Source organism: Ktedonobacteraceae bacterium, assembly GCA_035653615.1.
Lineage (GTDB): Bacteria > Chloroflexota > Ktedonobacteria > Ktedonobacterales > Ktedonobacteraceae > DASRBN01.
Window position 1 is genome coordinate 195389 of record DASRBN010000035.1, and the last position, 25435, is coordinate 220823.

24 protein-coding genes are annotated in these 25435 nt (G+C 53.6%); 6 read left to right on the forward strand and 18 right to left on the reverse strand.

Annotated features, from left to right (window positions below; genetic code table 11):
* Positions 1 to 2 precede the first annotated feature (2 nt).
* Together fgd and VFA09_20520 are read left to right on the forward strand one after the other, a co-directional pair.
* Positions 3 to 1016 carry a glucose-6-phosphate dehydrogenase (coenzyme-F420) gene (gene fgd, locus VFA09_20515; protein ID HZU69669.1) on the forward strand — a complete coding sequence of 338 codons (1014 nt, stop codon included), beginning with the start codon at positions 3 to 5 and terminating at the stop codon, positions 1014 to 1016.
* Between the two features lie 34 nt (positions 1017 to 1050).
* The gene (locus tag VFA09_20520) at positions 1051 to 1764 is read left to right on the forward strand and encodes a PIG-L deacetylase family protein (protein ID HZU69670.1); all 714 of its coding nucleotides are present in this window, start codon (positions 1051 to 1053) and stop codon (positions 1762 to 1764) included.
* Positions 1765 to 1840: 76 nt separating this feature from the next.
* On the opposite strand, the gene VFA09_20525 is transcribed toward VFA09_20520, so the two are convergent.
* The 5 genes from VFA09_20525 to VFA09_20545 all read right to left on the reverse strand — a co-directional run bounded on the left by VFA09_20525 (position 1841) and on the right by VFA09_20545 (position 7916).
* Positions 1841 to 3241: an FAD-dependent oxidoreductase gene (locus VFA09_20525; GenBank protein HZU69671.1), complete on the reverse strand. Its 1401-nt coding sequence runs from the start codon at positions 3239 to 3241 to the stop codon at positions 1841 to 1843.
* Between the two features lie 277 nt (positions 3242 to 3518).
* On the reverse strand, positions 3519 to 4829 hold the full coding sequence (locus VFA09_20530) for an MFS transporter (protein ID HZU69672.1): 1311 nt from the start codon (positions 4827 to 4829) through the stop codon (positions 3519 to 3521).
* A gap of 64 nt (positions 4830 to 4893) precedes the next feature.
* Entirely contained in the window at positions 4894 to 5184 is a 291-nt protein-coding gene (locus VFA09_20535) for a MoaD/ThiS family protein (protein HZU69673.1), read from the reverse strand.
* A 213-nt stretch (positions 5185 to 5397) separates the two neighbouring features.
* Entirely contained in the window at positions 5398 to 6813 is a 1416-nt protein-coding gene (locus VFA09_20540) for an ABC transporter ATP-binding protein (protein HZU69674.1), read from the reverse strand.
* A complete protein-coding gene (locus VFA09_20545) occupies positions 6810 to 7916 on the reverse strand; it encodes an iron ABC transporter permease (protein ID HZU69675.1) in 1107 nt (368 codons plus the stop codon). The genes VFA09_20540 and VFA09_20545 overlap by 4 nt, the downstream gene beginning before the upstream one ends.
* Before the next feature lie 369 nt (positions 7917 to 8285).
* Between VFA09_20545 and VFA09_20550 the strand changes: the two genes are divergently transcribed.
* The gene (locus tag VFA09_20550) at positions 8286 to 8918 is read left to right on the forward strand and encodes a flavin reductase family protein (GenBank protein ID HZU69676.1); all 633 of its coding nucleotides are present in this window, start codon (positions 8286 to 8288) and stop codon (positions 8916 to 8918) included.
* The gene (locus tag VFA09_20555) at positions 8899 to 9534 is read left to right on the forward strand and encodes a uracil-DNA glycosylase family protein (protein HZU69677.1); all 636 of its coding nucleotides are present in this window, start codon (positions 8899 to 8901) and stop codon (positions 9532 to 9534) included. Before VFA09_20550 ends, VFA09_20555 begins: the two co-directional genes overlap by 20 nt.
* A 130-nt stretch (positions 9535 to 9664) precedes the next feature.
* Here VFA09_20555 and VFA09_20560 read toward each other — a convergent pair whose 3' ends face one another.
* The 6 genes from VFA09_20560 to VFA09_20585 all read right to left on the reverse strand — a co-directional run bounded on the left by VFA09_20560 (position 9665) and on the right by VFA09_20585 (position 16560).
* Positions 9665 to 10075, reverse strand: coding sequence for an iron-sulfur cluster assembly scaffold protein (locus VFA09_20560; GenBank protein ID HZU69678.1), 411 nt, complete (start codon positions 10073 to 10075; stop codon positions 9665 to 9667).
* A 193-nt stretch (positions 10076 to 10268) separates the two neighbouring features.
* Complete coding sequence (locus tag VFA09_20565) at positions 10269 to 11153, reverse strand: sulfurtransferase (GenBank protein HZU69679.1); 885 nt, start codon at positions 11151 to 11153, stop codon at positions 10269 to 10271.
* Between the two features lie 276 nt (positions 11154 to 11429).
* Positions 11430 to 13403: a PQQ-binding-like beta-propeller repeat protein gene (locus VFA09_20570; GenBank protein HZU69680.1), complete on the reverse strand. Its 1974-nt coding sequence runs from the start codon at positions 13401 to 13403 to the stop codon at positions 11430 to 11432.
* A gap of 422 nt (positions 13404 to 13825) precedes the next feature.
* Entirely contained in the window at positions 13826 to 14446 is a 621-nt protein-coding gene (locus VFA09_20575; GenBank protein HZU69681.1) for a hypothetical protein, read from the reverse strand.
* A gap of 106 nt (positions 14447 to 14552) precedes the next feature.
* Positions 14553 to 16049, reverse strand: a complete 1497-nt coding sequence (locus tag VFA09_20580) for an MFS transporter (GenBank protein ID HZU69682.1) — start codon at positions 16047 to 16049, stop codon at positions 14553 to 14555.
* A 28-nt stretch (positions 16050 to 16077) separates the two neighbouring features.
* Positions 16078 to 16560: a MarR family transcriptional regulator gene (locus VFA09_20585; GenBank protein ID HZU69683.1), complete on the reverse strand. Its 483-nt coding sequence runs from the start codon at positions 16558 to 16560 to the stop codon at positions 16078 to 16080.
* A 299-nt stretch (positions 16561 to 16859) separates the two neighbouring features.
* On the opposite strand from VFA09_20585, the gene VFA09_20590 reads away from it, so the two are divergent.
* Together VFA09_20590 and nth are read left to right on the forward strand one after the other, a co-directional pair.
* Positions 16860 to 18701: an ABC transporter ATP-binding protein gene (locus VFA09_20590; GenBank protein HZU69684.1), complete on the forward strand. Its 1842-nt coding sequence runs from the start codon at positions 16860 to 16862 to the stop codon at positions 18699 to 18701.
* Between the two features lie 83 nt (positions 18702 to 18784).
* A complete protein-coding gene (nth, locus tag VFA09_20595) occupies positions 18785 to 19516 on the forward strand; it encodes an endonuclease III (GenBank protein HZU69685.1) in 732 nt (243 codons plus the stop codon).
* 94 nt (positions 19517 to 19610) lie between these two features.
* Here the strand turns inward: nth and VFA09_20600 are convergent, their stop codons facing one another.
* From VFA09_20600 to VFA09_20630, 7 genes are all read right to left on the reverse strand, one after another.
* Positions 19611 to 20096 carry an SRPBCC family protein gene (locus tag VFA09_20600; protein ID HZU69686.1) on the reverse strand — a complete coding sequence of 162 codons (486 nt, stop codon included), beginning with the start codon at positions 20094 to 20096 and terminating at the stop codon, positions 19611 to 19613.
* Between the two features lie 7 nt (positions 20097 to 20103).
* Positions 20104 to 20565 carry a hypothetical protein gene (locus tag VFA09_20605; protein ID HZU69687.1) on the reverse strand — a complete coding sequence of 154 codons (462 nt, stop codon included), beginning with the start codon at positions 20563 to 20565 and terminating at the stop codon, positions 20104 to 20106.
* 103 nt (positions 20566 to 20668) lie between these two features.
* Positions 20669 to 21052, reverse strand: a complete 384-nt coding sequence (locus VFA09_20610; protein HZU69688.1) for a metalloregulator ArsR/SmtB family transcription factor — start codon at positions 21050 to 21052, stop codon at positions 20669 to 20671.
* 213 nt (positions 21053 to 21265) lie between these two features.
* Complete coding sequence (locus tag VFA09_20615; protein ID HZU69689.1) at positions 21266 to 22036, reverse strand: hypothetical protein; 771 nt, start codon at positions 22034 to 22036, stop codon at positions 21266 to 21268.
* Positions 22037 to 22151: 115 nt separating this feature from the next.
* Positions 22152 to 23816: a protein kinase gene (locus VFA09_20620; GenBank protein ID HZU69690.1), complete on the reverse strand. Its 1665-nt coding sequence runs from the start codon at positions 23814 to 23816 to the stop codon at positions 22152 to 22154.
* 255 nt (positions 23817 to 24071) lie between these two features.
* Positions 24072 to 24497: a M67 family metallopeptidase gene (locus VFA09_20625; protein HZU69691.1), complete on the reverse strand. Its 426-nt coding sequence runs from the start codon at positions 24495 to 24497 to the stop codon at positions 24072 to 24074.
* A 3-nt stretch (positions 24498 to 24500) separates the two neighbouring features.
* Positions 24501 to 25433, reverse strand: coding sequence for a cysteine synthase family protein (locus tag VFA09_20630; protein ID HZU69692.1), 933 nt, complete (start codon positions 25431 to 25433; stop codon positions 24501 to 24503).
* Positions 25434 to 25435: the final 2 nt, after the last annotated feature.

Genomic DNA, 25435 nt, shown 5'->3' on the forward strand with positions numbered 1-25435 from the left:
ATATGACGACACATCCACTCAAATTAGGCTATAAAGCGTCGGCGGAACAATTTGGTCCGCGCGAACTTTTGGAATTTACGACGGAGGCCGAGGATTACGGGTTTGATAGCGTGTGGATCAGCGATCATTTCCAGCCGTGGCGTTATACGAACGGACACGCGCCTTTCGCGCTTTCGTGGCTGGGGTCGGCGGCGGAACGCACAAAGCGCATCATGCTGGGGACGAGCGTTTTGACGCCCACATTTCGCTACCAGCCGGCCATTATTGCTCAGGCGTTTGGTACGCTGGGAGTGATGTATCCGGGCCGCATTATCCTGGGCGTGGGTTCGGGAGAGTCGCTGAACGAGGTCGCGGTAACCGCCAGCGAATGGCCTTCGACGAAGGAGCGCCTGGCGCGACTGCGCGAGGCGGTTGACCTGATTCGCCAGCTGTGGTCGGATGACCTGGTGACATTTGATGGGCAGTATTATCACACGCTGAAGGCGAAGATTTACGACAAGCCTGCCCAGCCGGTACCTCTCTATATCAGCGCGGGAGGGCCTGTGGCGGCGAAATTCGCGGGGCGCGAAGGAGATGGCTTCATCTGCACATCCGGCAAGGGCGACGAATTGTATCGCGATCAACTGTTGCCAGCCCTGGAAGAGGGCGCGAAGGCCGCGGGCCGCGATCCATCGACGATTGAGCGCACCATCGAGGTGAAAGTCTCGTTCGATACCGACAAGGAACGTGCGATGGCGGATACGCGTATCTGGGCTGCATTGGCATTGCCAGCTGATGAAAAAGTGAATATTCACGATCCACGGGAGATGGAGAAAAAGGCGGAAACGGTCGCGGACCAGGCCCATCGGCGCTGGCTGGTATCCTCTGATCCAGAGGAACACGTGGAGCAGGTGGGACATTATATTGAACTGGGTTTCACGCACCTGATCTTCCACGCGCCGGGCGACGACCAGTCACGGTTTCTGAAGTTATACGCGCAGGAGATTCTGCCGAGGCTGCGCAAACGCTGGGGTTAATAGAAAATAGAAAATTTAAGGAGTATATTTTAGGATGAGTCAACAAGAGCAAGAGCAGGTTACGCGAGCGATGGCGGTGTTTGCGCATCCCGACGATGCCGAGTTTGGGTGCGGGGGAACAATCGCGAAGTGGATAAGCGAGGGCATTGAGTTTACCTATGTGGTGGCGACCGATGGCAGCAAGGGGTCTTCGGACCCTGAAATGAGTCCTGACCGGTTGATTGCGATGCGGCGCGAGGAACAGCGGCGAGCTGCCGATGTGCTGGGCGTCAAAGATATTGTCTTTCTGGACAATCCGGATGGCTACTTGCAACATACGCTTGAATTGCGCAAGGCAATCGCGAGGGCTATTCGCCAGTACCGGCCACAGCGCCTGATCACCATGACGCCCTACCGTTCTTTCTCGATCAACTCATCGATTAATCATCCAGATCACCTGGCGGTTGGAGACGCCACACTCGCCGCTGTTTATCCGACCGCGCGTGATCGCCTGACCTTTCCTGAATTGATGGCAGAAGGGCTGGAACCGTGGGTGGTCCGCGAGGTGTATGTGATGGGTACGGATGCGCCAGATACCTGGATCGATATTGCGCAGACGCTGGAGAAGAAGATAGAGGCATTGCTGCAACATACCAGCCAGATACGTTCGCCGCAGTCACTTGAGCGGGTACGAAATCGCGCCAGTGAGACGGCGCAGGGGCATGATATGGAGTATGCCGAATGCTTCAAGAGGTTTGTTTTGGGGTAGATGGAGAATATTATGCGCCAGGGCTATCCAAAAGACCGGGGGAGTTTGGATAGCCCTGGCGCATAGTATTGCTTAATTAGCCTCTGCCCTGGTGAATAACTTCCAGCATTTCCTGTACTGTTGCGACTTTGATGCGAGGGCATCCGAGCTTTGAGCCGCAGGCAACCTCGTACTGGTCGAGAATTTTCCAATCCTGGTAGGTTACATAGTCGATGCCGCGCTCGCGCAAAAAGGCTTCAATCCTTGATGGGTCGCGAAACTCATCGTTAATTCCTTCGAGCTTGGACAGGTCCTGGAGCATAGATTCGACGGTGGCAGCCGAGTCGGGCTTGTTGTTGCCGATCAGGCCGGTAGGGCCGCGCTTGGCCCAGCCGACGACGTATTCGCCCGGTACCACTTCACCGGAGCTGGGCTGGACGACGCGCCCGGCAATGTTGTTGATGGTCGAGGTCGCGGTATCGAATGGCACGCCTTCAATTGGCAGACTGCGATAGCCAATCGAGCGCAATATGAGGCCGGCTTCGATGATTTCATAGTTGCCGGTTCCTTTTGCACGCAGAGCGCCGTTAGCATCGACGACAAGCTCATTTTGTTCGATTTTGAGCGCCTTGATACGCCCATTCTCGCCAATTATTTCAACCGGCGAGGCCAGGAAGCGCAGGGTAATGCGGCGAGGCGCGGTATGCTCTGCGCGAGTAGCATACTCATGCAAGACTTCCACATTGGCTCTCGCGGTGCGATCCTCTTCTATAACAGCCTGGCTTGCCGGGTCGAGTTCGATGTTTTTGGGGTCGACGATTACGTCTACGCCTTCCAGCTTGCCCAGTTCCTTGATCTCAGGAGTTGAAAATGATGCCTGCGCTGCTCCACGACGTCCCAATACCACTACTTCGCGAATCTTACTCTCGCGCAGTTTTTCAAGGGCGTAACGGGCAATGTCAGTTTTTTCCAGCACTTGCGGGGATAAGACGAGGATGCGCGTTACGTCCATCGCCACGTTGCCATTGCCGACGACAACCGCTCGCTCGCATGAGAGGTCAATGGGCAGGTCGCGATAATCAGGATGCCCATTGTACCAGCCAACGAAAGAGGTAGCGGGATAGCTGTTGGGCAGATCTTCGCCGGGGATGCCCATGCGGCGGTCGGCCTGGGCACCAATGGCATAAATGATCTGGTCGTAGAATTGCTTGAGCTCTTTGTGATGGATATCAACGCCATAAGTGACATTGCCGAAGAAACGCACACGGGGGTCAGCCAGCAGTTTATCAAATACGCGGATTACGGCTTTGATGGACTGGTGATCTGGTGCAACGCCATCGCGAACCAGCCCGAAAGGAGTGGGGAAGCGATTGAAGATATCAATCGTCAATGCGATATCACGTTTCTTGAGCAACGATTCGGCGGCGTAAAAACCGGCCGGTCCCGAACCAATGATAGCAACGCGTAGTGGTCGCGCTGGAGTAGCAATTTGTTCCATTTATTTCTCCTAATGCAGTTTTTATTTTATATCAGGCAACCTTTATGGTGCCGCTATAGGTAGCAAGTGAAGCTCCTGGCTCAATATAGCCTTGAGTTCCATGGTTTGAGCTTTTAGGGCTGATGATATGTTCAAACATATTATAAATGACCAGGACAGGCACCAGGCATTGTCCCTACAGCGCTTTTCAGGCTGGTGATATGTTCAACATATCACAGATTAATCATAAAAGAAATAGTTCTGCTCTCAATTTGCACACAGGCATGGCGCCAGTTGGCTACCTTACTTTGACGCGCAGCAGGCTGGGCACGAGAGCGACAATGGCGACAGTAGCCACGATGCAGGCGACTCCTCCACTGATGACTGAAAATTCAGGGGTGAAAAATCCGGCCACCAGGCCGGATTCAACCTGCCCCAGCATCGGCCCGCCGATGACGAACATGGCATTGACCGCGCTGATACGCCCGCGTAACTCATCGGGGGTCGTCAGTTGAACGACCAGGGCGCGCAGGATCATGCTGACCATATCGGCAGCTCCTGCTCCGGCCAGGAACAGCACGCCGAGCCAGAGGGGGCCGGGATGAATACCAAATGCAGTGATGAAGATACCCCAAACAACAACAGCCAGCGCCACTCCTAAGCCCTGACGCGGGATGCGGCCGATGAAACCCGAGAATGGGACAAGCGCAACCGCGCCAATAGAGGTGGCTCCCAGCAGGATGCCAAGGCCCTGGGGACCTACGTGCAGGATATTACTCGCGTAGATGGGCAACAGGGCGCGTGGCGAGCCGAAGAAGGTGGCGCATAAATCCAGCGAGAGGACGGCCAGGATGACCGGGTGGGCACGCAGGAACGTTATGCCCTCTACAAGCGCGCCTATTCCAGGGCGAGTGCGTTTTTCGAGCGGGATGCGGGGCACGACCATCAGTAATAATGATCCCATGACGACAAAATAGGAAACGACATCGAACCAGTAGGTATTGGCGACTCCGAGCCAGGCAATGGTGAAACCGCCAGCGGTTGGGCCGATGATAAAGGTCAATTGCATCATGGCGGAGTTGAGCGACATAGCATCGGGCATCTGCTCACGCGTTACCAGGCTGGGTATGATTGCCTGGCGAGTTGGGAATTCAAAAGCGGAAACGCTGGCAGCGAGTAGCACGACGGCATAAATGATGGCGATGTTTATGACGTTGAATATGGTGCAGAGAGCGAGTATTGCCGAGGTGGATGCCAGGGAAATTTCCACGATCAAGAGCATTTTACGCCTGTCGAATACGTCGGCGAATACGCCACCTACTAACGAAAAGATCAGGCGAGGGATGGCCTGCACCAATCCAATCAGGCCGAGGGCGATCGCGGAATGGGTTAAGAGAAATACCTGCCAGGAAACAGCGACGACCTGCATTTGCGTTCCGGTCGAGGAGATCAACTGACCCCAGAATAAGAGCGCATAGTTACGATTGCGCAGGACACCCCATGGGCCAAGGTGTCGTCTAGTGGGAGTTGTTGTATGAGTGGATGTGGTTGCGGGTGTGGTTTCAGAAGGCGGGACGGAGAGAATATGCTTTTGTGGTTCGATTTTCATCTGGTCACTTTCAATGGCACTTAACGAAGGTTGCCGGTACTTTCAGAAGTATATCATATTTCGATCAATTCTTTCCGTTGGTAGGAAGCACAATGATCTCTTGTCCTGGTTTGAGCGCTATTTCCAGCCTATCCAGGCTTGTTATGAGTTGATTGTTTACAAACATTCTGACATGATCGCGCAGCCGGCCTTGCTCTACACAGAGATATTCCCAGACGCGCGGATACTGCTCGGCCAGTTCTTCCATAAGCTGCTCGATGGTGTCCGCCTGGAAGGTAAGCTGGCTCTTACCGTCGCTATAGAGGCCTAGTGTTGAGGGCAGGCGCAAGATAACCATTGCTTTTCCGTTGCTCATAACTCTCTACTTTGTGGAGTATCAGGCTCAATCACCTCAATGGATGATACACTTTTTTACCCACCTACATTTACGTATAGAACATTATCAATTTCCCGTACAGAGTATACTCCCCTGTACTCATTATACGCAAGAGTAATTCCCTGGTGACTACCATAAATGGGCCAGGGATTCTTCGCTGCGCTCAGCATGACACGCATGGTGTCATGCGTGTCATGCTGAGCGCAGCGAAGAATCCCTGGCAATTTCTATGACTTCTCCAAGCGAGTCGACTACTCTGGCCCCTGCTTGCAGCATCTCACGAACCAGCTTCACCCCTTCCCCATTGGTATAGTCGCGCGTGGCTATTCCGGTACGCTGTAACAGCCTGTCACTGATGGTTTGAGGTTCTTCTGTGGCAAGCTGGGAAGCAGTTGAGCCGGGAGCAAACAATAAGACGGCTACCCCTCGTTTCGCGGCTGAAGCGGCCTCTTGCAACAACACAAGATTGCCCGGGCCAATCGGCATGGGACAGAGGATCAGCAATGAAGCGCGCGTCAGGCTTGCACGCACTTGCTCTAAAGCGGCGATTGAGATAGGTGCATATGGTTGTTCTGTGATTACTTCACCGGCAAGGCGTAGCGCAAGAGCGTGATCGCTATCGCCAATATTGAGGGCCCCCGCAGTGAATGGGATATGGGCATCGGCGAGGGCGCGCATCAGCAATTCGCCGGACCCGCCACCGGCCATGAGATGTATCCGCGGTCGGGCTGGTTTCTTTTGTTCTATGACCCGCGTTTCTTCGCCAGGAGGCAGGACGCTCAGATGTGTCGCTCCGCGCAATATCCCGACCTGCACATTGACGCCATACACACGGTACAGCAGTTGTGGCTCCAGTACTTTCGCCGGGCTGTCATCCGCTACGATACCGCGCTGGAATAGGAGCAGGCGCGGGAAATAGCGGGCCGCCAGGTTGAGATCATGCATGGCGGCAATGACGGTCACACCCAGGTGGCGATTCAATTGCCGCGCCAGATCCAGGATTTCGATCTGATATTTTATGTCAAGATGCGAGGTGGGCTCATCGAGGAGCAACAGTGAGGGCTGCTGGGCGAGCGCCATAGCTATTGCGACCCGCTGGCGCTCGCCCCCGCTCAATTCATTGAAGATACGCCCGGCAAGAGCAGAGATTTCTGTGGATTGCATGGCATGCTGTATGATGTTGATATCTTGCTTGTTTCTGGTACCCAGGAGGCCGGTAAATGGAGTGCGCCCCAGGCTTACCATCTCCTCTACAGTAAAGGCGAATGGGATGTGTAATTCCTGGGGAACGACCGCGATGCGACGGGCGATGCCACGTCGTCCCCACGCTTGCAGGTCGCGCCCTTCCAATAGTATCTTGCCCTGCTGGGGACGCAAAACTCCACTTATCAGGCGCAACAGGGTAGTTTTGCCGGAGCCATTTGGTCCCAGCAGACCGACCATTTCGCCTGCATCCACGCGCATATGAATATCGTAGAGCAGCGGGTGATTGTCATAGCCGAAGGAGATGCCGTCGATTTCCAGAAGAGGAGTCATGGATTGCGAACTACCTGGTTGCTTCCCGGCTTCAGGCGTATTGAGCTGCGCTACTACATTGTATTTTTTCACCAGCGGTACTCCCTCTTGTTATTTCGCAAAAGTAGCAGGAAGAATGGGGCACCAACGAGCGCGGTGAAGATACCGACGGGCAGTACAGAAGGCGCGATGATGACTCGTGCCAGCAAGTCGGCCAGGGTGAGAAAGATGGCCCCCCCGAGCGCAGAGGCAGGCAGCAGCAGGCGATGGCGGGGACCTAATAGCATACGCATGGCATGGGGAGTTACCAGCCCAACAAAGCCGATTAGCCCGCTGATCGAGACGGCAGCGGCAGTCAAAAGCGAACCTACGATGATGATGATGAGTTTGGAGCGTTCTACGTGCAGGCCAAGGTTGGCGGCGCTTTCCTCGCCCAGTCCGAAGGCATCCAGCACGTTCGCGAGCAATAGCGAACAGAGTATGCCGGCAATAATGATGGCGCCAACGATCAAGACCGGTGACCAGCTATAGACGGCGATGCCGCCTGAGAGCCAGTTGAATAAGGCTTGAATGCCAAACGCCGCATGCGGGCTGAGTTCTAGAATCAGCGTTTGAAATGCGACCAGCACCGCGTTTATAACGACGCCAGCCAGCAGCAATGTGACAACCGGCGTATAGCTGCCGACGCGAGCGATGGTATACACGAGCAGAACAGTGAACATTGCGCCAACGAATGCAAGCAAGGGAGTCAGAGGAAAGAAGGAGCCGAAAACGGTATCGAGCGGCAATACAAAGGCGATGGCAGCACCAAGAGCAGCGCCAGACGAGGTGCCGATCAAGAATGGATCGGCCAGGGGATTGCGCAGCATACCCTGGAAGAGAACGCCTGCCACACCCAGCGCGGCTCCGACGAGCGCGGCTCCGAATACTCCCGGCATGCGTACCTGCCACACGATCACGCCCGTTGGGTACCATGGCTGCGCGAAATGGAACAGTTGCGTGCCGTTCAGCAGCACTTCGATGATGGTACCGAGAGGAATGGGTGTTGAGCCGAAACTTATGCCTAGCAGGATGACGAAAAGCAAGATGGCGCTCAAGAGCAAGAGGAGCAATGGGGCAGGTAGCGCTCTCACGCCTCCTTGCAGTTGCTTCAGTTGAGGTTTGGGTGCCGCTATCTGGTTAATTCTCCGAGACATGATGACGTCCGTTGTCGACTCGCGTAGGCTGGAGGTGGGGTCAACCGGAGACGGATGCTGGCGATAGCGCGACTGCGTCGGAATTGCACCGACCTCCCTATTCTGCCTGTATATCGACACAGGCCACCCGGTGACCATTGGCAAGATAATAGTTGCCTGCAAGCAGTATACGCAGAGATGCGAGGCGATGTCAAATATGTTCGCTGGAAAACTGACCTTCCGTACAGTTGACAGGAAAGGCAACGAGGACGATACTACAGGACAGATATGGTTGCTGCTCAAAAAGGATGCAATAAATTGCGCCTCTGCCTTGTTTCAGTTTTTATGATACAGCAATTCGCAATTTTCTATTGAGGGACTATCTTTTAGATGGCTATTGAAAAGGATTTTTTCCGGCAGGTGATGGGTCAGTTTGCGACGGGCGTCACGGTCGCAACCACCTGTGAGCATGGTCGTGCCGCGGGCTTGACGGTGAATTCGTTCACCTCGGTATCGCTTGACCCACCGCTGGTCTTAATCTGCGTCGATTTGCGCAGCAATGTCTTGCCCCATTTTCGTGAAAGTGGCGTTTTCGCGGTGAATATTCTCACCAATCGACAGGAAGCGCTCTCACGCTGCTTTGCCACCATGTCTGAAGAACGTTATGAGAACTTTTGTCACGCCAGCTATCACGTGGCCGCGACAGGTGCCCCTATCATCGACGGTGTGCTGGCATTCATCGACGCGCGCATCATCGCGGAGTATCCTGGCGGAGATCACGCTATCTTTCTAGGGCAGGTGGAAGCGATGGGCACCGATGGCGAGGTCGTATTTGCCACTGAACCTGGCAAGCGGAGTTCTACATTAACCGAATATTTGCCAAAGGGGAGCAGTGAAATAGATATCCTGGAGGCTAAAAAAGCTCGCATGCCCCTGGCCTATTATCGCGGGCAGTACCGTCACCTCTCAAGGGATTATCAACGACCTAGCCTGGCGGCCTATTATGACGAAGATTTCGAATGACGAGCAGGGAGTAAAGCGGGCAGAGGCTATCGGCGCATTGCAGGAGCGCATTCGTGCCTGCAGGCTCTGCCAGGAGCGTGGCTATATTCGCGAGGCCCATCCTATTGTCAGTGGGCGAGCAAGCGACCGTATTCTGGTGATTGGACAGGCGCCCGGCCATCGTTCTATTGCCAAAGACCTTCCATTCAGCGGGCCGGGAGGCCGCATTTTGCAGAAATGGCTTGAGCAAGCGGGCTTTCCGCCCGGCTACCTGCACGATCACACATATCTCAGTTCGCTCACGCGCTGCGACCCCGGACGTAACCCGCGCGGCAATGGAGACCGCCGTCCTTCCCCACAAGAAGTCGCCCTCTGCCGGCCATTTCTGGATGCGGAATTAGAGCTGCTACACCCAAAGGTTGTGTTGCTCGTAGGAACAATGGCTATCGAGACATTTTTCGGTAAAGGACGGCTGGAAGACATCATCGGCACGTTCAAGGAACGAGATGGAATGCTATTCTTGCCGCTGCCTCATCCTTCCGGCGTAAGCAGGTGGCTAAATGAGCCGGAACATATGGAATTGTTGAGGAAAGCCTTGCGGATTCTGGCCGAGTGGCGGGTAAAGTATGAGCTATGAGGCATGAACTCTACATGATAATCTACGGCCGCATTTGGGTTTCATATTCTGGCACCGCGGGAAAATTTGTAGGCAATGGGTATAGAGTCATTAACCTTGATCGAGAAACACATCAGTTAGCTTTACCGGGTTAACTGGTGTGTTTCGTTTCTTTGGCCTTTTCGTGCATGCGATACTCATGTACGCCTTTTTTCAGGGTGCCGAGCGCCAGAGTTGCGCAGGTTGGGCGGGTCATGACGAGTTCGCGGCCAAGTTGCTCTATGAGGTCCTCAAAGCTCATATTTTCGACTTCTTCCGCGGTCATGCCCTGTGTGAGTTCGGTTACGTAGGATGCGGCGGCGCTGCTGATGGTGCAGCCTTCGCCCTCCCAGTTGACGGCTTCGAGCTTGCCATTCTTGTCGAAGCGAGCATGCATGGTGATGATATCGGCACACCCGGGATTGCCACCGGTGAGGCTTACATCGGCGTGCTCCAGCGGCCCGTAATTACGCGGGTTTTCATAGTGATCTACTAAAAATTCGATAGCTTCTTGCCGGTCCATACTAATTTTTCCCTCCGGGGACTTGATGAGTTGTATTGGGTATAATGATGTATCTTCACCCATACATTTTGACCAATGTATCGATATATGAAACGACGAGGCCGATCAATCGGCCCCTACGGCACGGGGTCGATTCATCGGCCGCTTGCTGGACTGTGTTGTGAAAGTTCATCATCGGCTCCGACGGGATTCATTACGGTTTCTCGATGGGGGCGCGTACAAGGTTGCCCCATTCTGTCCAGGAGCCGTCATAATTACGGACACGTGGATAGCCGAGTAGACGAGTCAGAACGAACCAGGTATGCGCGGAACGCTCGCCAATACGACAATAAGAGACGACATCATTTTCGGGTTTGATATCCTTACCGCCGTAGATCTGGCGCAGTTCCTCCGCTGACTTGAAGGTGCCGTCAGAATTGGCGGCGGTGGCCCAGGGTATGTTTTTGGCAGTGGGAATATGACCGCCGCGCTGCGCTCCTTCCTGCGGATAGTTCACCATGTGCAGTAGTTCGCCGGTATATTCCTGTGGGGAGCGTACGTCGATCAGACGACGATTGGGGTCATGCAATCCCATCATGACATCGTCGCGGAAAGCACGTATTGATTCATCCACGGGCTGCGCATGATAGGTAGCGGGTGCGTAATGTGGCACTTCCTTGCTGAACGGGCGACCCTCTGCCTCCCACTTGGAGCGACCACCGTTCATGATCTTCATGTTTTTGTGACCATACATGGTGAAAAGCCAGTATGAATAGGTGGCGTACCAGTTGTTGCGATCACCATAGAGAATGATTGTCGTATCGTTGCTGATGCCCCAGCGGCTCATCAGCTTCTCGAAACCCTGCTGGTCGATGAAATCACGGCTGACCGGGTCCTGCACATCGACATGCCAGTCGAGTTTGACGGCACCTGGAATATGGCCTAATTCGTAGAGCAATACGTCTTCATCGGCCTCGATCAGGCGGATATTGGGATCATTAAGGTGTTCTGCCACCCAACCTGTTTCTACCAGGGCCTCTGGATGAGCGTAGCCGGATGTAGAATTCGCGCTCGATAGAGCTGCTTGTGTTTCTGCCATACTAATGACCTCCCTAAATACAATTGCCCTTGACGTTTTCGGGTTTAGCGGCTCCCGGGCGCCCACAAGGGGAGCGGCAGGAGCCAGGCGCTTTCCTGAACCCGTTGAGGGATTGAAACTGCACAAATGCGATTACCAACCTATATTCTACCTCACAGGTCGGAATTAGGCAAGCGCAAGGGAAAGTCAGGTCAGAGCAAGCATATGGCCCTATCCTGAATGCGCAGGCGTATCCAGGATAGGGCCATATGCTTGCTCTGGCGAGATTTCTGCTGCTTAGTTTCCTAAAATCCTGAGATGGACAAAAGGTGTTGTATAGACACTACCACCCAGCTGAGTGCGCCAGGAAAGCGTTCCGGCGGTGGTATTGATCGCATAGACATAGGAGTCTTCTGAGCCAACATAAAGCAGGCTATTGGCTACTTGTGGAGATGAGAAGACTCTTCCGCCGGTCTGGTAGCGCCAGAGCAGCGAGCCGCTACTGGCATTGAGCGCATAGACAAAGTCATCGTTCGAGCCGAAGTAGATAACTCCATTGACGACGGACGGCGAGGAATAGATGGAATCGCCCGTCGTATAGCGCCAGATGAGCGAACCATCAGCGGCGTTGAACGCGTACATGGAATTATCTCCCGAGCCGATGTAGACGATGCCGTCGCTCACTGCCGCCGAAGAATAGATAGCTCCGTTCGTCTGGTAACTCCAGAGCAGCGAGCCGGTGCTGGCATCGAGCGCGTAGAGGGTATGGTTGGTCGAGCCGACGTATACCACGCCATTTACGACGGTCGGGGCTGTAGAATAGACGTAGGTCTTTGTCTGGAAGCGCCACAACACAGAGCCATCGCCGGCGTTGAGCGCGTAGAGATAGCCATCACCTTCGCCGATGTAAATGATGTCATTGACAACGGTGGGTGAGGAGGCGGCGCCATATTGAAAACGATGCTTCCACAATAGCGAACCGTTACCGGCATTGAGCGCGTAGAGAGAGCTGGAGGCGACATAGACGACGCCATCCTGGACAACCGGCGAGGAGGTAACAAGCTGGTTGTCAGTTTTATAGCGCCAGGCCAGTTTACCATTCAACTCGTGAACTGCATTCACATAGCCATCATCAGAGCCGAAGTAGACGACGCCGTTGGCCAGCGTGGGCGATGACCCTTGAATGCGAGGCGTTGCGTAGCACCAGCGCGTATAACCATCGTTCGTATTGAGATTACACAGGTCACCATTGTAGGTTGTCACCAGGACGGTTCCCAGCTGTCCTCGCAGGACGCATTGCCCGAAAACGTTGCTCCATTCTCGCTGCACAATGTAGAAATGGTTCTGCCAATCCACATTCGCCGTATTGTGGTTCAGGTGGATGTTGTCGAAATTCCAGGCGCAAATATCGCCTATCTCTTCGCCGTCAGCGTTATACCAGGCATTGAGCTGTGGATCGGTTACTGCTTCCATTTGCTCATGGCTGGTGATATTAATGGCGCTGTCGGAATCGAGGCTGCCATTAGGCGCATAGGGAACGCCACAGGCCGCGAGGTCGGTGCCCGCGTATGGAATGTTGGCATAAATGACGGTTTGACCATCGACAGCGAAAGCGGAATGATAGGCGCAGTAATCGGTGAAGGCGCACGATTTCGAGCTAGCGTCGAGGCAGGAACCTTCTTTGCGCGCCGTGTAGACGAAGAAGATATGGTTCAGGCCCGCGCTCCAACCATTGACATCCATAGCGCGGACTACTTCGGCCTGAATCTGGGCATCGTTGAGGCAATTGGCAGGCATTGCCATATAGCTGCAGCCGGAGGGAGGATAGGGCGAGGTATCAACCCAGGCTGCGCCAAAGGCCGAACTGTTGACGATATGACCCGAATCATCGTAGTACTGGGTATTGTTATCATAGAGTTCGGTGCCACCAACGTCATTGAAATAGCCCATCAATAGCCTGTTGTAGCGATTGCTTACGCGCGCGGGTGTGCCATCCTGCAATGTTGGCGGTTCCCAGAAAATCGCGTAGGTGATGGTTTGTCGCATAACCGGCCCGCCATGATATTGCACCGGAGGAGGAGCCGCGGTATCACCCTGCTTTGCTCCATGTATTTTCATCAAATGAGGAGCTGTTGTTGCCTGAATATTAGTGTGGCCCGATGGCGCGGCACCGGCGGGCCAGAGATGGGCAAAACCGGTCACTACTAGAGCCAGCATCACCAGCAAAATACCGACCGGAGCCAATACCTTAGAGATAGACAAATTTTTCACTGTAGACATTTCTCCTTTAATTCACTTACCACATTACCCCCGCCTGCTCGATAAGTATGGTTATTCGTGCAGGACGATGCGCGAGGAGTGACCTCCTCACGGAAAGACAAGAATAGTCACCCGGATACGTTGTTTTCGGGTCCTATCCTGCTCTCTGCACATGAGTATACGAATAATGAGCTTATATGTCAATTGAAGTTTATGTATATATAGAAAGATTGAGCAGGATAAATATGCATAGATGAATATAAGGAGAAGATGATGTGAGAGCAGTTCAACATGCGTTGACTCTTCAATCGTCAGGTCTGGCACAGCTGAGCAGAGGGGCAGGGCATCCCCTCTGCCCCAGCTCCACAAGAGCCACATAGGCTTGTCGAATGTACGTGGCTCTGATGGCTCTGGCATGGCCTATCGCTCCTTATTTACCACCATGGGCCGCGCCGGTACCAGTAACGACCGCCACGACGATAACCGGGCCGAAGTGCCAGGCGGAACAGGCCCAGGCTAAAGATGAAGAACGCCATTAGCAGCATAAAGAGCAGCAGGCCCCCGATTGTTGCCAGGAATAGCCCCGCTACGATCAGAATCGGCTTAATTAGCAGGAACAATAGTAGCACGAGGAAGATCGCCCTGAACGGGCTGCGCCTTCGCACACGGCTATAGCCTGCATTTTGAGCATAAGGCGGCACACCTCGCCCGTATCCCCCGCCATAATAGGAGTTGTAGGGACGAAATCCTTGTTCGTATGCATCATCTTCAGAAGCGAATTGCTGCCGCTGGCCGGCGTTGCTCGAGAATTGCTGGTCGCCGGCGTTTGTTTCGTATGTTCCGCGATTTTCGTTTGGTATATTATCTTGCGCCCGGTAGCCAGGCGAGATGGCTGAATCAAGATAGCTTGAGGGCGGCTCATCCTTGGGTACGCCTTCATTCTGCGGATTGCGCCGACGGTAATATGACTTCCGCGCAGCATACAGGTCATCTTCGCGGTCTCCCGCTTCCTCTCCATAGGACTCCGGCTCAGGGACAAATTCTTGCTGACTCATCGTGTTTATCTCCTTGACCCGTTTTCCCAGACACCCTGGGACAACCAACAGGTCTTCTACCAGTAATTACGTACCGGAGATATGGGGGTTACAAGCTCAGAAACAGCTAACGATGAGAAGGTCGCAAGGCGGCCACAATCATGGCTATGACGCTCAATGCAAAGGATACCAGAAACGCTGTGTGAACGCCATGCAGGAACGTATTGAGCGCGGCTGGGAACTGGCTCATGCCGCCTCCATAGATGAAAACCTGCATCATTGCCGCCATAGGCACGGCACTCAGGGCAAGCGGGAAGACAATGGCGATACTGAGCATCTGGCCGGTATTATTGAGCATGCTGAGAATGCCAGCTGCGGCCCCTCGCATCTGGGCTCCCACGGAACTCATGATGGCGTTGGTGTTGGGTGAGACGAAGAAGCCGGAACCACCGCCCATGAGGGCCATGAAGATCGACAACAACCAGTACGGCGTTGACGGTCCGACGGTAGATAACCCCAACAAGCCCAGGGAAGAAACGCCCAGGCCCAGCGGCGTCAGCACGCGCGAGCCTACATGATCCGATAATCTGCCACTCAATGGGCCAACGATCATAAAAGCCGCACCAAATGGGGTCAACATGAGGCCGGCTCTCAGCGGGTCCTGTCCGTAAGGCCCTTGCAGGAAGAAGATGAGCAGGAACAGTACGGCACCACGAGCAATGCCATTAAGCAGGCCGCTCAGGTTCGCGAACAAGAAGAGACGCTCGCGGAAGAGGCGCAATTGTACCAGTGGCTCCTTAATGCGTGGTTCAATAACGGCAAAGAGGAACAGCCCGACAATACCTATAGTGAGAATGGAGTAGGTCAGGGTCTGGCTCAGCAGCGGGAAGGCCAGCAGGCTCAGTGCCAGCAGGGTTCCGGTCAGGCCGATGGTAAGTGTAATAGCGCCTATGAAGTCGATGTGCTGGCGCCTGGCAAGGCGCACGGGCTCGCGCAGTCTCCAGAAACCCCAAATTGCTCCAAAGACAGCAAGCGGCACATTGAACAGGAAGACCCAGCGCCACGATAACTCGGTCAGCAAGCCACCAACAATCGGGCCGACCAGGAATCCTGCCGCGCCCGCAATCTGGTTGACACCGAGTCCCAGACCAACCTGCCCCTTGCGAAATGCATCGGTAACAATTGCTGTGCTGTTGGTTATCATCAGCGCCCCACCAACGCCCTGGATCACACGTCCCACTATCAGATCGCCACCATGAAACTGTGGCTGCGCGAGCCCGGATACCAGCGAACCAAGCGCGAACATGAGAAAGCCGCTATTATAGAGGCGTTTGCGTCCCCAGATATCCGCTAACCGTCCAATCACCGGAGTTAAGACCGTGGTAATCAGCAAGTAGCCGATCAGTACCCACATGATAGTTAGAAACGAGGTCTGAAGTTCCGTTAAAATATTGGGCAATGCGATCAACAAGGCTGAACCTTGAATAGAGGCGAGCAAGGCTCCAACTGTTGTGACTGAAAGAGCCGTCCATTGATAGCCATCGCGATGGGGAATGGCTTCCTCGACAACGCCCTCTTGATTCGCGGTCACAGAAGTATCCGCGGATGAACGTGAAAAACTCATAATTATCCTTTCATGGAATTGAAGGTATTTATACTTCGATTAAGTGATATAGCGCAGGTAGGGCCGCCATAATGCTGGCCCGTTCATCGTGACTGAGCTGCTCCAGGCGCTTTTTCAGCGAGGCGAGCTTCGCTTCATGAACCACACGCACGGCCTGGCACCCGGCCTCGGTTGGTCGAACCCAGACCGTGCGCCAGTCAGCATCATCACGGCTGCGTTCGATATATCCCTGGGCAAGCAGGCGTTTGACCATCGCCGTAGCTGTCGATGGGGCCACGGCGAGATGGTCCGCGAGTTGTTGCATGGTACAGCGTTTGTGTTCGGCCAGTACACTCAACACACTTAATTGTCCCGGCGTGGCACGCAATGCAATCACATCGCGCCAACTGGGGTCAGCCCCGGGTGAGTCTTCGAGCGGTAAGTCGGCTCCAAGACGGCGTAGCAGTCCGGGTACGATATCCAGGAGCGCTTCCGCCATATCGATGTCGTTTTGCACGGCTTTTCTTGTCATACTTCCTACCTCCCTGGCGCACACATAAACGCCAATATTTTCCCCCTTTTGACTGATGAACACTTCGATTGTCTAACAATATGATAAACTAAGTACATACAAGACGTCAATGATGAAATTTTCTGGCGATTCTTTAGAAGAAGGCAGGCTGAGATTCTTCGCTGCGCTCAGAATGACAGGCTTAAGAAGAAGGCAGGCTGAGATTCTTCGCTGCGCTCAGAATGACATGCCTTCGACATGCCTGGGTATGTTGAAGGCATGTCATAGTGAAATTTAATACATGAACGAGGAATACTATCATGGCATTTAGTGGTCGTTTTGGAGCAATGGGTCCATTGTGGCATCAACAACGGACGTTAGGATATCTGTCTGAAGGCAAACCGGATACTCGGCGCACGCTCGGCAAGGTCTGGCAATACCTGCGGGTCTATCGTGGGAAACTCGTGTTGGGGACGCTGGTCATGATTTTAGGGGTCGGAACAGGATTGGTTCCCCCGCTGCTGATCCGGGAGCTGATCGATACGGCCATACCACACCATCAATTCGCTCTTGTTCTGCTGCTTGGAGGCGGCATGATTCTTTTTCCTATTGGTAATGCCCTGCTGGGGCTGGGTCAGAACTATCTGAGCATAACGATTGCCCAGGGGATGATTGCGGACCTGCGAGCGAAGCTTTACCGACATACACAATTGCTGGGATTGGACTTCTTCACCTGGACGCGCGCCGGCCAAATTCATACACGCTTTCTGAATGATGCCGGGGGACTGCAAAACGTTCTCACCCAGTCCTTTATCGGTACGCTTGGCAATCTGATCACCCTGGTCGGGACGCTGGCGGTTATGGTGAGCATCAACTGGCAACTGACTCTCGTTACGATAGTTGCCCTGCCATCCTTTGCGTTTCCGATCCTGTATTTTGGGAAACGGCGTTATACGGCGATGGAACGCGCTCAGGAGGCGCTCGGTGAGCTCTCGGTGATGTTGGAGGAGACGCTGAGCCTTTCTGGAGCCATCGTCGTGAAAAGCTTCGGCACGGAGGAACGCGAGGCCAAACATTTTGATGAGATCAACGCTCACGTGCGTCACGAGCAAGTAGCGCAATTGCTGGAGGGGCAATGGCTGCTGGTGGTCGTGCAGAGCCTTACGGCGCTTGGCCCAGCTCTGCTCTACACGTATGGGGCCTATCTCGTGATTACGCACCAGGTTGCTTTGGGCACGATTGTCGCATTTGCCGCATACCTGGCGCAGCTTTACGCCCCGGCATCCTCATTAGCGGGGGCCAACGCGACTTTGCTTGGCGGGTTGGCACTATTCGACCGTGTCTTCCAGTTCCTTGAGATTCCCATCACTGTGCCAGAACCGGTGAAGCCAGAACCTCTGCCGCCTCTACCAACCGAGGGGATCGTCTTTGATAATGTCTCTTTCTCTTATCCAGGCAAAGCAGGCAACAAAGAAGTGCTCCACGATATATCGTTCACGGCTCCGCTTGGGAAGCTCACCGCGTTGGTTGGACCCAGTGGAGCAGGCAAATCTACCATCCTCTCGCTGGCTGCGCGTTTTTACGACCCAACGCACGGCTCAGTCCGGCTTGATGGCATTCCGCTTGCGCAGATCGCGCAGCACAATTTACGACATCGCCTGGCGCTGGTGACACAGGAACTCTTCCTCTTCCATGCCACGCTACGTGAGAATATCTGCTATGGCGCACCTGAGGCATCCGATGCGGAGGTGGAAACCGTGGTGGAGGCTGCACAGTTGCAGGACCTGATCAACCGCCTGCCGGAAGGGCTGGATACGATAGTTGGCGAGCGCGGCTACCGGCTTTCGGGAGGTGAGAAGCAGCGCGTAGCCATTGCACGCGCGCTGCTGTGCCAGGCTCCCTATCTCTTGCTCGATGAGGCTACCAGTTCGCTGGATTCGCAGGTGGAAAGGCGCATTCAGGCCGCGCTGGAAAAGCTGATCGAGGGTAGGACGGTAATCGCTATCGCGCACCGGCTTTCGACAATACAACGTGCTGATCAGATTCTTGTGGTGCAACAGGGCCAGATCGTCGAGCGAGGCACGCACGAGATGCTGCTACAGCAGTCCGGGTTGTATCAGGCATTATACGAGGCACAGTTCGCGGCGCAGCTAGAGGAGTAGACTGGAACCGCTAATAATCTATGTGCGTGTAAATATCATATACTGTGCTAAAACGAAGAGAGAGATAGGGGCAAAAGAGTATTATGGCTACACGCAATCCTGCCGATTATGGTTATCCTTCCTCCGATGTGACGGCACTTGCTGCCAAGGCTCTAGAGGTCACAAATCGCCTGACGGCATTTTATGGGGAGGTTCCGTTCTCCAGCAAGGATCCCATGAGCATGCTGGTCGATATCCTTTTGTCTCACCGCACGCGCGACGAGCAGACCGCCGCTGCCTACGATAACCTGCTGAAGCGTTTTGGCTCGTGGGAGGCGGTACGCGATGCGCCGATGGAAGAGGTACAGGACACGATTGCCAATGTCAACTTTCCCGAGGTGAAAGCGCCACGCATCCAGACGATCATGCGCCAGATTACTGAGGAGTGCGGTGAACTGAAGCTCGATTTCCTCTGCAACTTGCCGGTGGAGGAGGCCGCGGCATGGTTGAATCGCTTCGAGGGTGTCGGGCCAAAGACTGCCGCCTGCGTGTTACTGTTCAGTTGCCGGTTGCCTATCCTGCCTGTTGATGTGCATGTGCATCGCGTCTCGGGACGTCTTGGGCTGATTGGGAAAAAGGTGACGGCCGATAATGCACATGCATTGTTGCAGGCCCTGTTGCCACAGGATTCTAGAACAATCTATAACTTTCACAAGGCCCTGCTGCGGCATGGGCAACGTATCTGTGTGTATGAGCATCCTCGGTGCAGCAAATGTCCGATTACAGATTTGTGCGATTACTATAAAACGGTGGTTGAACCGTATAAGAAAAAGTGAGCTTTGCCAACCGAATCGGGTCATCATCTCTCTTCATCTCGCCGCCCTGTCCCTACAGCATTCCCGATTCGATCGGCAAATTTCATCAGTGTCTCTATATCTTTTTCAGGAGTTCTTCAAGCCGGTCATAGCTATCCTTGAGGCCTGATTCCATGTCACTTTGCAGCATGCCATCGCGGTCGGCGACCGATTGGAAAACGGTTTGAGTTGTGAGCCTGGTTCGCCCTCCTGGCAATGGCTCAAGTTTCATTGTCTCCAGCGTCACATGGCCTGCTTCCGGTAACCCTTCGAACTCAAAGGTATCAATAATGCGCTCAGGCGCAAGGACTTCGTGATACACGCCATGGAACCCATATTCGTGTCCTTCTGCGTCTCGATTGATAAAGCGCCATTGGCCCCCGGGTCTCACATCCATCCTGTCAACTTCGGTTGAAAGGTATCTCGGCCCCCACCATTGCGGGATCAGCTGTGGATCGGTGACGGCTTTAAAAACGAGTTCGCGCGGAGCATCGAATTCGCGGGTGATCGTTATTTCCTGCTTCCCTGGCTCCGCGGCAATTGTCGTTGTGTTTTTTGACATGTGTTTTTCATCTCCTCGTATATATGACGTTAAAGTCGTGCTCCCACGTTGTGCCATCCAGTGATTTCTCCCAGGAGGCGGTCACGGTATTGTGATCCTCGCTGAACTTGCCCTCAAAGCGCTGCGAGAAGCCCGGTGCCTCTCGCCATATCTTCCAAACGCCTTCCGTAAAACTCATCTGATAGACCCTCGAAACCCCGCGATCATCATAGTAGAGTACAGTGTATTCTGGGGTCGATTCGTCTCGGCTGATGAGCCACATGGCAACGGGCGGACGCGGCGGTTTGTCGCCCATACGCATCAGCAGAAAAGCTCCATCCTGCATCCACTCAAAAGAGATCGATCCTTTTACTGTGTCGGATGGGCGAGGAAGAAAAGATGTATTGAACAGTTCCATTTCCCAATCACCAACCAGTATCTCAAGTTGTTTGAGTGCAGGGTTTTGGTTGGGTGAATTCGCTGTTGCCATATTTCTCTTTCCTTATCTCTCAACTACAAAGAAGCCATCAAAGGTCATCGCCATGTAGAGAATGAATTTTCTCATCGTATCTTTCTCTTGTTTGCTCATCACCTTACCTGCTTTCATGCTCGTCCTTCACGAGCTTCTGTTTCTCACGTTCGAGTACCTGATCCAGGGCAGCAAAACGCTCTTCCCACCTCTGCTTTGTTTGCTGAACCCATGTTTCAAATTGGGACAGTGTGTCTGGATTGAGGCGGTACAGATGCTTTTGTGCGTGTTTTTCCATCTCCACCAGGTGTGCCTCACGCAAGATTCTGAGGTGTTGTGAGATCGCCTGTGGAGTGGTAGGGAATTGCTCGTAGATGGCAGTGGCAGTTAATTCACCACTGCTGGCGAGCAGTTCTAAAATGTGTCTTCTTGTAGGATCTGCAAGTGCAACAAACATATCCATGTCATTATTATAAAGCATTTTCTTTATTAAGTCAATGCTTAACAAGGCAATTATACCCCTGGGGCATTTGAGCTGGTTAGAAGGCTGTCCTGACTGGGGCAGGAAAAGAAGTTCTGGTGAAATAATTGGGTTGTTCCAGAGGCCAATAATGAATTTTCACAAGGTATTTCAGCAGGGAAGGCGGGCCGATGAATCGGCCCCTACGGCAGAGCCGTGGGGCCGATTGGTCAGTTTATTGGAGGGAAGACAGGACATTTTCTAATCTGGATTAGTGGCCCGTGGTGGGATGGGCTTATCGGTGGCATACACACCCTCGGTCACGTATTCCTGTGGAGTAGGCATGACTTCCTGGTGATGATAGGAGCCGCTGGCGTCGGTGTTGATGCCGGGCCATCTTCTGCCGTAGTTGTAATGGCCGGTTTCCGCCGGTGAAAGGGGCCTGCGAGCGAATTGCGCCGCGCCTCTTACAACGGGGATACCAGGTTCCGGCGCTTCCTCGTAAAGGTCGTCAGGGACGCTGTTGAGTCCCTGCCTCAGCAGATCAGCTTCGCTCATCGTCAGGTAGATGGTATTGTTCTTTATCTCATCTTTGGCGGCACTCTGGGGCACATAATATGGGGTCGAAAAAACGCTGCGCTCAACCAGAATATATTTAGGGAAGCGCGCCTGCACTTTGCCCAGGAAATTTCCCTGTGAGTCCACCACGTTTTGACCGATCTTGAACTTCCAGGGGTCAAATTTCTTGCGAATAGCGATGTACGTCTCTTTCAATGGAGCCATGGGATCTTCCAGCCCCCAGCCCAGAATGCAGATCAGGATGCCAACGAGTGCAACAACAGATATCCAGTATGAAATGAGAAACCCGGCTATTGCCACAAGGATGCAAACGCTAAGATAAACAGGCCAGTAGCTTGGGTTCGGCAAGTGAACGTGCGGTTCCGCCCCTTCTACTTCGACTTCCTGTTCTACCGGCTTGTATACACCAGACTCATGTAACGTGGAACTGGTGCTTTGAGGAGAAGTATCCATAAGTTCTCTCTTTCCTCTAAGGTCCAGGTCAGATTTGATGTTCGACATACGAAGTCAAACTTCATTTTGTCGTTACTACAAGCATATCAAATAAGTGCGCGGCTTGCAAGCCTTATCATGACCCTGATTCACTAACATTCCACGTGCCTGCGTCTCCAACAGAGGGGTCGCACTGACCTTTTGAGTTGAGGCTACAATAATCTCCTTTGAGGCTGCTATCCTGTTGCACCCAGCCCCAGAAATACAGCGGAGCGTTTCCATGGTAAGACTGGACGGTGAACTGGATGTATTTGTTGGTATTGACCGAACCGGTGAAATTGCCACTACCCACCAGGGGAGGGTTGACGGTGAAATAGCCGGTGATGCTTGCCTGGCCTATTTTTTGTTGGATATATAAAGTCATGCCAGTGGTGATGTTTTCGGTCTGATCAAAAATGGTACCGGTGTAGTTCCCGGCTACGTTCGGATAGGGAACGGGCGTCGGCGAAGGAGTTGGACGCGGGGTCGGAGATGGCGAGGGTTGCGGCGTTTTCGTGGATGGGGGAGTAGGTCTCATCGTAGGGATAGGGGGAGGAACGATTGTAACGATAATTGTGGGCTGGATTACGGGACGAGATGTGGGCGTAGCTTTGACCTTTGTATGTGGTGAGGGTGAAGCCATGTGGGTTGGATAGGCTGTGATGGTAGGCGAAGCGATTATAGTGGTGATGGTCGAGCTGGCTTGCGTTGTTGGCGCGAAAGAACGCGCCTTCTGGCCGTTTGTTGCATAAGAGAAGAAGCCGACCGCCGCGGCAAGGATGATGAGCAGTACTGCCGGAACGAGCAGCAGTAGACGAGTGAGTCGCTTCCGCTTTTGTTTATGGATGGTGATGGTCGAAGGAAGAGGCGTCACAACTGGCCTGCGGGGGATAAGGGTTCCCATTTGAGATAATGAGGATGACTTCATAATGACAGGCGCAGTCAATTGTCTCCATGTTGGATGAGCATTTAAAGCCTGCCACAATTCTTCGACGCTGGCGAAGCGATCATTGCTATTTATGGATAAGGCGCGGATAATGGCCTGCTCAATATGTTGTGGGATGGAGGGAACAAATTTACGTGGAGGCTCAAGAGGGTCAACCTGGCCTGAGCCTATGGCCGTCATGCGATAGAGAGCATCGGTGGGAACCTTACCTGTCAAGAGGACATAGAGAGTGGCACCAAGTCCATAAATATCGGTACGGATGCTGGTTCCTCTGCTGTATTGCTCCGGGGCTGCGTAGCCGGGCGAGCAGCTGCGGACAGCAGTGGTCGTCGCGTCTTTATCGAACTCCTTCGCGATGCCGAAGTCCACCAGCACGGTCTCCTCGCCCGTAGCGGGAAGAATAATATTGGATGGTTTGATATCGCGATGCAGAATTGGAGGATTTTGACCATGCAAGTAGGTGATGGCATCCATGATGGGAGCAAGTAGGGTGAGCACCTGGGGTAGAGAGAAGCGTTTTTCCGGCTGTTGCAGGCGCAACTTTTCAAGATTTTCGCCCTCGATATAGTCCATGAGCATATAGGCTCTATGATGCTCCTCGTCTTCAAAGACGCGGTAGACGCGTGGAAAGGCGCGATGATCGAGACGTTTAAGTAGTTCGCTCTCAAAAATGAAGCGTTTGCGGTCTTTTTTGTTGGGATCAATGACCTCTTTGAGCGCGTACAGATTGCCCTTGACCCGTAAATCCCTGACGAGGTAGACCGCCCCAAAACCACCCTGACCTAGCAGGTCTTCAACAACATAGCGATCTCGCAAAATACTCCCTGCCGGAAGCGTAGTTTGCAATTCTTGCAACAGACACCTCAAATCTAAATACAAATACACGACAAGCCACCTGGGTTATGCAAGAAAGCGCGTGGAAGAAATCCTGGCCTGAAAAATACTTTCCAGGCACAAAAATTTGGCCGGATTTCCGTCCCCTTTCCATTAAACGTGTATTTATTTAGTTTTCGGCAAGAGATAGATGACATTGTTGGAGACGGGAGAGAGAGGAAATAAATAAGGGGAGGGTTAAATTACTTCAACCTTCCCCTCGATTACCGAATCGTCATCCTGCACCCAGAAAACGCGAACATAGGGTGGCTCAGGATAGAAACGATGGGAGAAAATGACGTAGAACAGTTTGTTGCGTTTGGCCCAATCTTTATCGCGCCGGGATGGATAGGCCTCGGATTTGGGATGGGAATGATAATAGATCATTTCACCATCATACTCGTCGATATCCTCGAAGATACGCAGCAGGTCGGCCTCGCCGATAATGGAGAAATCATCGGGATGTTCGGCGGCATTCGCGGTGGGATAGTGCCGGACGACCTGACCGTCTTTAGTACCAAGCGCGCCGCAGGCCTCGTTGGGATAGCCCGCGACAATATGCGCCACCATTTCATCGTAGATCGCTCGCGGAATACGAACGATAAAACCTTCTTTAACTTCCATAACCTACCATAATAATTTCGCTTCCAGATCGTCCTCAAGTTGATCCAGGTCACGCGTCCACAGGTCTTCGCTGAGGTATTTCCAACCGCCATCGGCGAGGATGACGACGATTTTACCCTGCTCCATGCTGTTAGCGACGCGCAGCGCAGCGTGCAGGGCGGCCCCGCATGATGGGCCGGCGAAGATACCTTCTTGATCTTTCAACTGGCGGGTGCGGCGTACAGCGTCTGAGCTGGTTACCAGAATTTTGGCGTCGAGCAGCGATTGATCGAGTACGGGCGGCACAAAACCATCTTCCAGGCTGCGCAATCCCTGTACGCCATCGCCTTGCAATGGCTCAGCCGCGACGACCTTGATAGCAGGATTATATTCTTTCAGGCGACGAGCATTGCCGGTAAGGGTGCCACCGGTACCGAGACCGGCCACAAAGACATCGAGGTCCGGCAGATCACGAATGATTTCAACCGCCGTGCCCTCGTAATGAGCGCCGGGGTTGGCATCGTTGCCATACTGGTAGAGCATTACGTAGCGATCATCGCGGGCCAATTCCTGTGCCAGGCGTACCGCGCCATTGCTGCCCAACGAGCCATCGGAATAAATGATCTTCGCGCCGTAGAGTTCGAGCATCTGGCGGCGCTCCTGCGTCACGTTGTCCGGCATGACTGCTGTAAAACCATAGCCCTTGACGCGAGCAATCATGGCCAGCGCGATGCCGGTATTGCCACTGGTTGGCTCCAGCAAGATGGAACCGGGGGTAAGTTTGCCACTCGCCTCGGCCTCTTCGATCATTTTTTTGGCGATGCGGTCCTTGATACTGCCGGTGGGATTCGCGCCCTCAAGTTTGGCAAAAAGTTGTACTCCGGGGCGTGGGCTGAAGCTTTTTAGCTCAACAAGCGGCGTATTTCCAATCGTATCTAGTATATTGCTGTAGAGCATAT

Excerpts from the sequence above, each read along its gene's own strand:
- fgd (HZU69669.1), top strand. The coding sequence starts at position 3 with ATGACGACACATCCACTCAAATTAGGCTATAAAGCGTCGGCGGAACAA.
- VFA09_20520 (HZU69670.1), top strand. The coding sequence starts at position 1,051 with ATGAGTCAACAAGAGCAAGAGCAGGTTACGCGAGCGATGGCGGTGTTT.
- VFA09_20525 (HZU69671.1), bottom strand. The coding sequence starts at position 3,241 with ATGGAACAAATTGCTACTCCAGCGCGACCACTACGCGTTGCTATCATT.
- VFA09_20530 (HZU69672.1), bottom strand. The coding sequence starts at position 4,829 with ATGAAAATCGAACCACAAAAGCATATTCTCTCCGTCCCGCCTTCTGAA.
- VFA09_20535 (HZU69673.1), bottom strand. The coding sequence starts at position 5,184 with ATGAGCAACGGAAAAGCAATGGTTATCTTGCGCCTGCCCTCAACACTA.
- VFA09_20545 (HZU69675.1), bottom strand. The coding sequence starts at position 7,916 with ATGTCTCGGAGAATTAACCAGATAGCGGCACCCAAACCTCAACTGAAG.
- VFA09_20550 (HZU69676.1), top strand. The coding sequence starts at position 8,286 with ATGGCTATTGAAAAGGATTTTTTCCGGCAGGTGATGGGTCAGTTTGCG.
- VFA09_20555 (HZU69677.1), top strand. The coding sequence starts at position 8,899 with ATGACGAAGATTTCGAATGACGAGCAGGGAGTAAAGCGGGCAGAGGCT.
- VFA09_20560 (HZU69678.1), bottom strand. The coding sequence starts at position 10,075 with ATGGACCGGCAAGAAGCTATCGAATTTTTAGTAGATCACTATGAAAAC.
- VFA09_20565 (HZU69679.1), bottom strand. The coding sequence starts at position 11,153 with ATGGCAGAAACACAAGCAGCTCTATCGAGCGCGAATTCTACATCCGGC.
- VFA09_20575 (HZU69681.1), bottom strand. The coding sequence starts at position 14,446 with ATGAGTCAGCAAGAATTTGTCCCTGAGCCGGAGTCCTATGGAGAGGAA.
- VFA09_20580 (HZU69682.1), bottom strand. The coding sequence starts at position 16,049 with ATGAGTTTTTCACGTTCATCCGCGGATACTTCTGTGACCGCGAATCAA.
- VFA09_20585 (HZU69683.1), bottom strand. The coding sequence starts at position 16,560 with ATGACAAGAAAAGCCGTGCAAAACGACATCGATATGGCGGAAGCGCTC.
- VFA09_20590 (HZU69684.1), top strand. The coding sequence starts at position 16,860 with ATGGCATTTAGTGGTCGTTTTGGAGCAATGGGTCCATTGTGGCATCAA.
- nth (HZU69685.1), top strand. The coding sequence starts at position 18,785 with ATGGCTACACGCAATCCTGCCGATTATGGTTATCCTTCCTCCGATGTG.
- VFA09_20600 (HZU69686.1), bottom strand. The coding sequence starts at position 20,096 with ATGTCAAAAAACACAACGACAATTGCCGCGGAGCCAGGGAAGCAGGAA.
- VFA09_20605 (HZU69687.1), bottom strand. The coding sequence starts at position 20,565 with ATGGCAACAGCGAATTCACCCAACCAAAACCCTGCACTCAAACAACTT.
- VFA09_20615 (HZU69689.1), bottom strand. The coding sequence starts at position 22,036 with ATGGATACTTCTCCTCAAAGCACCAGTTCCACGTTACATGAGTCTGGT.
- VFA09_20625 (HZU69691.1), bottom strand. The coding sequence starts at position 24,497 with ATGGAAGTTAAAGAAGGTTTTATCGTTCGTATTCCGCGAGCGATCTAC.
- VFA09_20630 (HZU69692.1), bottom strand. The coding sequence starts at position 25,433 with ATGCTCTACAGCAATATACTAGATACGATTGGAAATACGCCGCTTGTT.